This is a genomic window from Actinomycetospora sp. (assembly GCF_036497245.1).
GTDB lineage: Bacteria > Actinomycetota > Actinomycetes > Mycobacteriales > Pseudonocardiaceae > Actinomycetospora.
Genome location: NZ_DASXJS010000063.1, coordinates 1 through 8656 on the forward strand (window position 1 = coordinate 1; position 8656 = coordinate 8656).

The 8656-nt window shown below is 75.4% G+C and carries 9 protein-coding genes; 4 read left to right on the plus strand and 5 right to left on the minus strand.

Going from position 1 to position 8656, the window contains the following annotated elements; all coding sequences use genetic code 11:
- Positions 1 to 250: 250 nt before the first annotated feature.
- A complete protein-coding gene (locus VGI02_RS06930; RefSeq protein WP_331626554.1) occupies positions 251 to 1270 on the minus strand; it encodes an IclR family transcriptional regulator in 1020 nt (339 codons plus the stop codon).
- A gap of 325 nt (positions 1271 to 1595) precedes the next feature.
- Positions 1596 to 2879, minus strand: coding sequence for a DNA polymerase IV (gene dinB, locus VGI02_RS06935; RefSeq protein ID WP_331626555.1), 1284 nt, complete (start codon positions 2877 to 2879; stop codon positions 1596 to 1598).
- 76 nt (positions 2880 to 2955) lie between these two features.
- Between dinB and VGI02_RS06940 the strand changes: the two genes are divergently transcribed.
- Genes VGI02_RS06940 through VGI02_RS06955 form a run of 4 tightly spaced genes read left to right on the plus strand, consistent with a single transcriptional unit; the run spans position 2956 to position 6369 of the window.
- Positions 2956 to 3477, plus strand: coding sequence for a DUF2505 domain-containing protein (locus VGI02_RS06940; RefSeq protein WP_331626556.1), 522 nt, complete (start codon positions 2956 to 2958; stop codon positions 3475 to 3477).
- Positions 3477 to 4574, plus strand: coding sequence for a nuclease-related domain-containing protein (locus tag VGI02_RS06945; RefSeq protein WP_331626557.1), 1098 nt, complete (start codon positions 3477 to 3479; stop codon positions 4572 to 4574). The genes VGI02_RS06940 and VGI02_RS06945 overlap by 1 nt, the downstream gene beginning before the upstream one ends.
- Positions 4571 to 5788 (plus strand): MFS transporter, encoded by a 1218-nt coding sequence (locus tag VGI02_RS06950; RefSeq protein ID WP_331626558.1) that lies wholly within the window; start codon positions 4571 to 4573, stop codon positions 5786 to 5788. Before VGI02_RS06945 ends, VGI02_RS06950 begins: the two co-directional genes overlap by 4 nt.
- A 44-nt stretch (positions 5789 to 5832) precedes the next feature.
- Entirely contained in the window at positions 5833 to 6369 is a 537-nt protein-coding gene (locus VGI02_RS06955) for a hypothetical protein (RefSeq protein WP_331626559.1), read from the plus strand.
- Positions 6370 to 6446: 77 nt separating this feature from the next.
- Here the strand turns inward: VGI02_RS06955 and VGI02_RS06960 are convergent, their stop codons facing one another.
- From VGI02_RS06960 to VGI02_RS06970, 3 genes are read right to left on the minus strand one after another with little or no spacing between them, the layout of a single operon-like run.
- Positions 6447 to 6776, minus strand: a complete 330-nt coding sequence (locus VGI02_RS06960; protein ID WP_331626560.1) for a TraR/DksA family transcriptional regulator — start codon at positions 6774 to 6776, stop codon at positions 6447 to 6449.
- A 1-nt stretch (position 6777) separates the two neighbouring features.
- Positions 6778 to 7737: a diacylglycerol/lipid kinase family protein gene (locus VGI02_RS06965; protein WP_331626561.1), complete on the minus strand. Its 960-nt coding sequence runs from the start codon at positions 7735 to 7737 to the stop codon at positions 6778 to 6780.
- A 22-nt stretch (positions 7738 to 7759) separates the two neighbouring features.
- Positions 7760 to 8620, minus strand: a complete 861-nt coding sequence (locus VGI02_RS06970) for an NAD(P)H-binding protein (protein ID WP_331626562.1) — start codon at positions 8618 to 8620, stop codon at positions 7760 to 7762.
- Positions 8621 to 8656 lie beyond the last annotated feature (36 nt).

An 8656-nucleotide genomic window follows, 5' to 3' on the forward strand; every position in this document is an offset into this window, starting at 1 on the left:
GAAGTAGGACCGGAGGACCTGCTTGAGCGGGTCCTTCTTCGCGGCCTTCTTGAAGGTGTAGTCCGTGCCGTACTTCATGTACGGCTCGTGGTACTGCGGCTCCCAGGAGAGTTCCTGGATTTTCTGGTGAGCCTTCGCCAAACTCTGACGGCTCATCTTTCCTCCTCGATCGAGTCCGATGGTGGAGAACCGACCGGTGTCGGTCTCTCCGGTGGCCCGGGTCGATCCGGGCCGGGGTCGTTCCTGACTCTCACCTCCTCGGTGGGCCGGTCCTTCCCGGTCCGATGGGTTCGGCCCGGTGGTCTGGGTGATCCCCCCGGCCGCCCGCCTGCCGCTCGGCGGCGGCGGTGCCGGTCACGGCGACCCGCGCGCGCCAGTCGCGCATCGCGGTCGCGGCGACCTCGCGGACGGCCGCCGTCAGCGCGACCGAGTCCTCCGCGAAGCGCCGGGCGGGGCTGGAGACGGCGATGCTCGCGGCGACCCGGCCGTCGGGGGCGAGGATCGGCGCGCCCACGCAGCAGAAGCCCTCCGCGAACTCCTCGCGGTCGATCGCGACGCCCTCGCGACGGACCCGCGCGAGCTCGCGCGCCAGGCCGGGGGTGGTGGTGATCGTCGTGGCCGTGAAGGCCTGCCGGTCCGTCTGCGCGAGGAGCAGCTCCTCGATCTCCGAGGACGTCGCGACCAGCGCCTTCGTCACGGCCAGCGCGTGGGCCTGGGCGACCGGGATGCGCTCGCGCAGGTCGGGGATGCGGGCGAGGCCCTGGTGGCCGCGGGCGTCGACGATGACCGTCGCGTCGCCGTCCCACCGGGCGAGATAGGACCGCTGCCGGGTCCGCCAGTAGAGCTCGGTGACCGCGTCGGCGAGGCTCTCCGGGAGCTCGTACCGGCTGACCGGGTCGTCCTCGCGACGCAGCGGGCGCAGCGCCTCACGGGCTTCGTCGAGGTCCACGACCTCGGCGACCCCGGGCTCGTCGTCGGCCTCCACGGGGGACCCGTCGGACAGGAGACCGCCCCACGCGTCGCCCCACGGCGGGGCGTCGCTGAGGCGGTAGATGCCGGTGTGGCCCTCGCGGCGGGCGTAACCCTCCTGGCAGAGGGTGTTGAGGAGGTAGCGGGCGGTGGCCGCGCTCTTCCCGAGCTCCACGCCGAGCGCTTCCGCGGTGACCCCGCTCGGGGCGGCACCGAGGAATCGGAGCGCGGCGAGCGCCTCGGCCGCGGTCTTGAGGGAGCGACCGGTACCGGCGTCGCGGGTGCTCGTGCGATCCGTCATGCGCGCCTCCCTCCCGCTCGCCCGTGGTGATCCGGAGTCCCCCGGTCGTCCCGGGTCGGCCCGGTGGCGGTCGGGCCGTTCTGCTTCCGACGCCGAGTGGCCCGGCGAGACGGGTGTCACTGAACGCCCGGCGAACGGTGTGGTCAACATCACCGTTTGCATGTGCAGATACTGCACATCACCGCCGAACTCGGCCGAATGACCGTTCGCCGCAGGTCAGAGGCCTTTCAGGGGCCACGGTGCCCGGTCGTGGGCCCGCCACCGTGTCTCAGAGGGAGACATCCGAGACCAAGATCCGAACGACTCCCGGAGGGAGCCGCCGGGGCTACTCGTGCTCGGGCAGCACCGGCACCGAGACGCCCGGATCCCGCCCGAGCTGGGTCGCCCGGTTGACCGCGGCCGCCCCGAAGCGGGCCCGGACCGCGTCGAGCGTGCGGTCGAGCGCCCGGGGATCGCGCGGCGAGTCGTCCGTCCCGGCGCCGGCCAGTGCGGGCCGGGGCTCCTCGCGCGCGTCGAGGGGCAGCTCGAGCTGCTCGCGGTCGTCGCCGGACAGGTTGGCCAGCGAGAGGCCGATCAGGGTGATCCCGCGGTCGAGAATGCTGGGCATCGCGGCACCGAGCAGCTCGCGGGCGGCCTCGTCGATGGGCGTGGTCTGCGTCGTCGCCGCGCGCAGGGTGTGTGAGCGGGTCACGCGGGTGAAGTCGTCGAACCGCAGGCGCAGCACCACGGTGCGGCACGCACGGTCGCCGTCGCGCAGCCGCCTGCCGAGCCGGTCGACGATCCCGGCCAGGATGGTGTCGAGCTCCTCGGGGGAACGTCTGCCCCGCCCCAGCGCCCGCTGCGAACCGATGGAGCGCCGCCGCACGCCGGGGGTGACCGCGCGCGGGTCGGAGAACGTGGCGAGGGCGTGCAGGTGGCGCCCGGCCGCCCGCCCGATGAGGGAGACCAGGGCGGGCTCCCCGAGGTCGGCCACGTCCGCGACGGTGTGGACGCCCATGACGTGCAGCCGTCCCGCGGTCACCGTGCCCACGCCCCACAGCCGCTCCACCCGCAGCGGGTGCAGGAACTCCCGCTCGCGGTCGGGGTCGACGACGAGCAGGCCGTCGGGCTTGGCCACCCCGCTGGCCACCTTCGCGAGGAACTTGGTGCGCGCCACGCCGACCGTGATCGGCAGGCCGATCTCGGCGAGGACCCGGCCGCGCAGCCGTGCGGCGATGTCCTTCGGGGAGCCGACGAGGCGGGCGAGGCCCCCGACCTCGAGGAACGCCTCGTCGATCGAGACGCCCTCCACGAGCGGCGTGGTGTCCCGGAAGACGGCGAACACGTCCTTGCTCGCCGCCGAGTAGGCCTCCATCCGTGGCGGCACGACGACCGCGCCCGGACACAGCGCGCGGGCCTGGCGGCCGTTCATGGCGGTGCGCACACCCGCCGCCTTGGCCTCGTAGCTGGCGGCCAGCACGACGCCGCCGCCGACGATGACGGGGCGCCCGCGCAGGTCCGGCTCGTCGCGCTGCTCGACCGAGGCGTAGAAGGCGTCGAGGTCGGCGTGCAGGATCGTGGCCGCCGCCGGACCCCCGCCGCTCCGCTCCTCGCCGCGCACCCCGGACACGAACACATGTTCGCATGGATCGGGTCGGTCTCGAACCGCTCGTGAGCGGGCGCCACGGCACCTAGGGTGACCGCCCGTGACCACCCGCCTGCGGGCCACCCGGGACTACGCCCACGACGTGGCCGACTTCGCCGTCGCGCTGGCCGACCCCGCGTTCCACCGCGCCCGGCTCGACGCGGGCGGCGGTGGCGAGGTCGAGCGTCACCGGACCACCGGGACCCCGGACGACGGGACCGTCGAGGTCGTCGTGCGCCAGCCGGTCCCCACCGGCCAGGTGCCGCCCGCGATCGGCCGGCTGCTCACCGGCGGCCTGGTGCTGCGCCGCACCGAGCGGTGGCGGCTCTCGCCGTCGTGCTGCGCAGGGGAGGTCGAGGTCGCGGTTCCGATGGCCCCGGTCCGCGCCGAGGGCACCATGAGTGTGTCCGGGACGTCCGGGTCGGGCTGCAGGCTGGCGGTCGACGTGGACGTCACGGTCACGATCCCGCTGGCGGGTGCACTGATCGAGGGCGTGGTGGCCGACGGGGTCCGCCAGCTCACCCGCGTGGAGCACGACAACATCACCCGCTGGCTCGACAGCCAGGAAGGACGGGAGGCCTGATGCCCGCTCGCCGGACGCGCCTGGGACGCGGCGACCGGATCGTCGTCACCTCGCCCTACGGCAGCCGACTGGGCACCTACGACCTCGAGACCGGGGAGGTCTCGGACGTCGCGCCGTCGTTCCGCGCGACGTTCGTGGCCGAGCTGGACGAGTGGCTCGAGGCGCACGGGATGGACCGGTTCCCCGGATTCCCCGCCGACGACGGGCGGTCGGGGGGCCGCAAGCAGCGCCTCACGGACACGCTCCGCTTCCCCCGCCCTGCGGGGGGAGGCCGCGCGGGCGGGGGCACACGGCCCGGCCCGCCCGCCCGACGCCAGGAGCCGGCCGCCGCCCTCGAGGCGGGCACGCCCACTCCGTCGAACGGCTGGTCTGCCGACAGCGCCGACGGCTTCCGTGCCGACGCCTTCACCGACACCGGACGCCGGTCGACCCACGACGAGACCGAGCGGTACGACGACTTCGACGACGTCGCCCGCCACGGCCCCGACCACGGCCTGCTGCGCGCCGCGTCCCGCGCCCGCGCGGCGGGTCAGCGGCAGCGCGACACGGAGCTGCGGCTGCAGGCCGACGGCAGGCACGCCGTCGCCGACGCGCTGCGCCGCGAGGTCGAGGCGCCCGTCGCGGGCAAGCTCGGACGCAGCGGCCGCTGGCACATGCTGCACGGGGTCGACCTGACCGTCGGGGGCGAGACGGTGACCATCGACCACCTCGTCATCGGCCCGCCCGGGGTGTTCGTCGTCGAGGTCCGCCACCAGCCCGGGGCGAAGGTGCACGCCTCCGCCACCGGCATCGACGTCGACGGCGCGCACGTCGACCTGGCCCGGATCCGCACGCTCGCCGAGGAGGTGCACGACCGCCTCGCCGAGGCCATCGCGATCGCCGCGGGGTTCGACGAGGTGCTCGACCCGCCCCCGGTGCTGCCGGTCATCGCCGTCGTCGGGGCCACGATCGTGAACCAGACCCGCCCGCGCGGCGTCATCATGGCCCGGGCGGGCGACCTCGCCCGAGCCCTGCGCAGCCGCGGCGACCGGCTCTCCGCGGCCGCCGTCGAGGAGACCTACGCCGTGGCACGCCGCGCCGACACGTGGACCTCGTGACGGGTCTTCCGACCCGGACCGACCGCCGTGCCCGCGGCGCCGTGATGGCCCTGTTCGCGGTCAACGGCGCCACCTACAACTCGCTCGTCCCCCGGTTCCCGGGCCTGCGCGACGGGCTCGAGCTCTCGAACACCGAGCTCGGCACCGCGATCGCCGCGTTCCCGGGCGCGGCCCTGATCGTCGGTGTGCTCGCCGGGCCGCTGATCGCCCGGTTCGGCAGCGGACGGGTCGCGGCCGGGGTGTCGCTCGGCGGGGCGGCGCTGCTCCCCCTGGTGGCGCTGGCGCCGTCGTGGTGGGCGCTGGCCGGGGCGCTGTTCGTCCTCGGCATCTCCGACGCCTGGACCGACGCCGCGATGAACGCCCACGGGCTCGTCGTGCAGGAGCGCTACGGCCGCTCGATCATCAACGGGCTGCACGCCACGTGGAGCGTCGCCGCGGTCGGCGCGGGCCTCGTCGGAGCGGGCGCGGCGGGCCTGGGGATCCCGGTCACGGTGCACCTGGCCGTCGTCGGGGTGGTGCTGGTCGTGACGTCGGCGGTGGCCTGGCGTGCGGTGCTGCCCCCGGAGCACCACACCACCCCCACCGGACGTCCCGCCGGCGCCGGCCTCCGTGGCGTGATGACCTCCTGGCGGACGGTCGCGCCGCTGCTCGCCGTCGCAGGCCTGATGGTCTGCTCGGGCGCGGTGGAGGACTCCTCGGCCTCCTGGGGCGCGGTCTACCTGCGCGACGACCTCGGCGCGGGCGCGTTCGTCGCGGGCCTGCCGTTCGTGGCGTTCCAGGTGACGATGACCGTGGGGCGGGTCGCCGGGGACCGCGTCGTGGACCGGTTCGGCGCGGTGCGGGTGGCGCGCACCGGGGCGCTGGTCGCGGCGGCGGCGCTGCTCGCGGCGCTGCTGCTGGCCCACCCGGTGGCGGCCGTGGCGGGCTGGGCGCTGGCCGGGCTGGGGGTGGCGACGCTCTTCCCGCTCGCGTTCGCGGCCGCGGGCACGGTCCCCGGGGTGCGGGCCGGTGACGGGATCGCCGTCGTCGGGTTCCTCGCGCGGCTGGGGTTCCTCGTGACGCCGCCCGTCATCGGGTCGATCGCCGACACCTCGTCGGTGGGCACCGGGCTGCTCCTCGTGCCGGTGGCCGCGCTGGGCGCGGCGGCGCTGGCGGGGGCCTTGCGGTCCCGGCCGGCCGGTTCCGCGGCACGAGGGGAACCCTCGGGCGCCTAGAGCGGCCGCATCCTCCCCTCGCCCCGCGCGGGAGACTGACGGGCATGACCCCCGAGGAGGCCGCGACCGCGCTCACCACCGTGCCGGGCGCCCTCGACGACACCGTGGCGGAGCTGCCCGGCGCTCCCGGGCTGGTCGCCTGGTGGGCCGCCCCGGAGGTGCTCCCCGCGCTCGGCGGCGCTGCGCACCCCGGGAGCGGCCTCCGGCTGCTCGACCTCGGCGCGGCGACGATGCTGCGCAACCGCGTCCGTCGTCAGGACCTCTACCGCACCGGGGTCTCCCGGCTGCGCCGCGTCGTGGCCGGCCTGCTGCTCGACGACCTCGGCCTCGCCCCGACGTGGGCCGCGGACGTCATCCTGCCCAAGGCCGACGAGTCCCGGCTGACGCCGTGGATGGCGGAGCGGCTGCTGCTGACCTGGGTCGCCGACGACGACCGTGCGGCGCTGCTCCCGGCCGTGGCACGCCTCGTCGGGCCGACGGGTCTCGACGGCGAGGCCGCGGCCCAGGCGGAGTCCCGCTTCACCGCGGCGGCCGGGGAGAAGACGCCGCGCGAGGTCGGGGTGCCGTTCCAGCGGCCCTGAGCGCACCGAGGATGCGGAGTTGCTGACATCTGACGTCAGCGATGCCGCATCGCTGACATGACGACCCCCTGACGGACCTACGCGTGACGGACACAGCGGCGCGCCGCGGGCCGGGCCTCCAGACGCTCGCCGGGGATCGACCGCCCGCACACCTCGCAGATGCCGTAGGTGCCCGCCGCGAGCCGCTCCAGAGCGGCGTCGGTCTCCGTGAGGTCCGCCCGCGCCCGGTCGAGCAGGGCCTGCGCCTGGGCGCGGTCGTAGGCGATCGTCTGGCCCTCGGGGTCGTGCTCGTCGTCGCCGGAGCTCGCGGACGCGGTCTCGACGATGCTCGCCACCTGGGCCTCGAGGGCGGCGATCCGGGCCCGCGTCGCGGCCCGCTCGGCGGCGAGATCCTCCGCCGCGCTCACCTCAGCGCACCGTGGCGAGGGCGCCCGGCACCAGTTCGATCACCACCGGGGTGTCCGCGGGCAGGGTGATCACCTCGCCGTCGAGCTGAAGCGGGAGCACGTCGATCGTGCGGAAGCGCAGGCGCCGGGCGCTCGGTTGCCAGCCCAGCCCCCGCCATGCGGCCCGGATCCCCGTGAGCAGCAGCCGGAAACGCCCCCGGTGGGGGATGGAGACGATCTCGAAGCGGCCGTCCGCCGGGTCGCCCGCGTCGGAGAGCCGCACGTACTTCGCCATCTCGGAGAGGTTGGCCATGATCAGGCTGTCGTAGCAGTGCGTGCCGAGGAACTCGCCGACACCGACGCCCTGGTCGGGCTGCCCCTCGAAAGCCTCGAGCTCGATCTCGAACGGCCGGAACCGCAGGAACTCCCGGCCCGTGGTCACGATCTCGCGCAGCGAGCCCTTGCCGCTGCGCTCGATCGAGAGCGCGACGACGGGGGTGATGCCCAGGCCGATGTAGGAGTGCGCGTAGCGCGGCGGGTTCGGCCCGACGGTCAGCCGCAGCACGTCGAGGTTCTCGACGACGCCCTCGGCGATCGCCTCGGCGAGGGGCTGCCGCCGGGTCATGCGACGGTGGTCGTTGGCGTTGCCCGCCGAGGTGACCGCGACGACGGTGCCGGTGCGCAGCCCGTCGCCCGCGGCCATCGCCCCGTCGACGACCTCGTTGTAGCCGCCGTCGCCGGAGACCGACACCACGAGCGGACGGTAGGTCCGCGCCGCGCTCTCCGCGATCCGCCGGGCGTGCCCGGCGTACTCCGTCGGCACGAGCGCGACGTCGAGCGACGGGGCGAGCTCGCGCAGATCGCGGGCGAGGGTGTGCGCCTTGCCCTCGCCGCCGCCCGAGCTGTTCGGGTTGTAGACGAGCAGCACGCTCTCGTAGGGCCGGGGACCCGGCGGTGCGGGCTCGGCGGAGGCGGCGCTCACGAACCGGACCTTACCGGCACGCTCAGACCGGGGAGACGACCTCGCGCACCGCTGCGTCGACCACCGCGGTCCACGGGGTCACTGGGCGGCCGAGGATGCGGGCGAGGTCGTCGCCGGGTGCGGCGAGGAGCCCGGCCGCGGCACCGCGGTCGGAGTCGGCGAGCACCGGAGCGAAGCCGCTCGGGAGCCCCGCGGCCACCAGCGCCTCGGTGAAGCCCGCCACGGTCAGGTCGGTGTAGGTGACCTCACGGCCCGACGCGCGCGTGATCTCGGCCGCCAGCTCGGCGCGGGTGAAGCCCGGGCCGCCCAGCTCGAGGACGTCGCCCGCGGACGCACCGCCGGTCAGCGCGACGACGGCGGCCTCGGCGAAGTCGGCGCGTGTGGCGGCGTCGAACCGGCCGTCGCCGGAGGCGCCGACCATCCCGTGCTCGAGCTCCGCCGCCAGGTTCGCCGTGAAGTTCTCGACGTACCAGCCGTTGCGCAGCAGCACGTGCGGCACGCCCACCTCCGCGAGGATGCGCTCGGTCGCTGCGTGGTCGGCCGCCAGGATCATGTCCGAGGTCTGCGCGTGCAGGATGCTCGTGTAGGCGACCAGCTCGACGCGGGCCGCGGCCAGCGCCTCGGCCACGGCCCGGTGCTGCTCGACCCGTGCCGCCTCGAGGCCCGACACGAACAGCACCCGCGTGGCGCCCGCGAAGGCCGTGGCCAGCGACGCCGGGTCGCCGTAGTCGGCACGGCGCACGTCGACGCCGCGCGCGGCGAGGTCGTCGAGCGCCTCGATCCGACGGCCGGTGGCGCGGACCTGGTCGGCGGGCACGCGCTCGAGCAGCGCCTCGACGGCCAGGCGCCCGAGTGCTCCGGTGGCTCCGGTGACGACGTACACGGTGGATCTCCTCTGCGGACTCACGCTGACGGTCGC

Excerpts from the sequence above, each read along its gene's own strand:
- VGI02_RS06930 (WP_331626554.1), bottom strand. The coding sequence starts at position 1,270 with ATGACGGATCGCACGAGCACCCGCGACGCCGGTACCGGTCGCTCCCTC.
- VGI02_RS06945 (WP_331626557.1), top strand. The coding sequence starts at position 3,477 with ATGCCCGCTCGCCGGACGCGCCTGGGACGCGGCGACCGGATCGTCGTC.
- VGI02_RS06955 (WP_331626559.1), top strand. The coding sequence starts at position 5,833 with ATGACCCCCGAGGAGGCCGCGACCGCGCTCACCACCGTGCCGGGCGCC.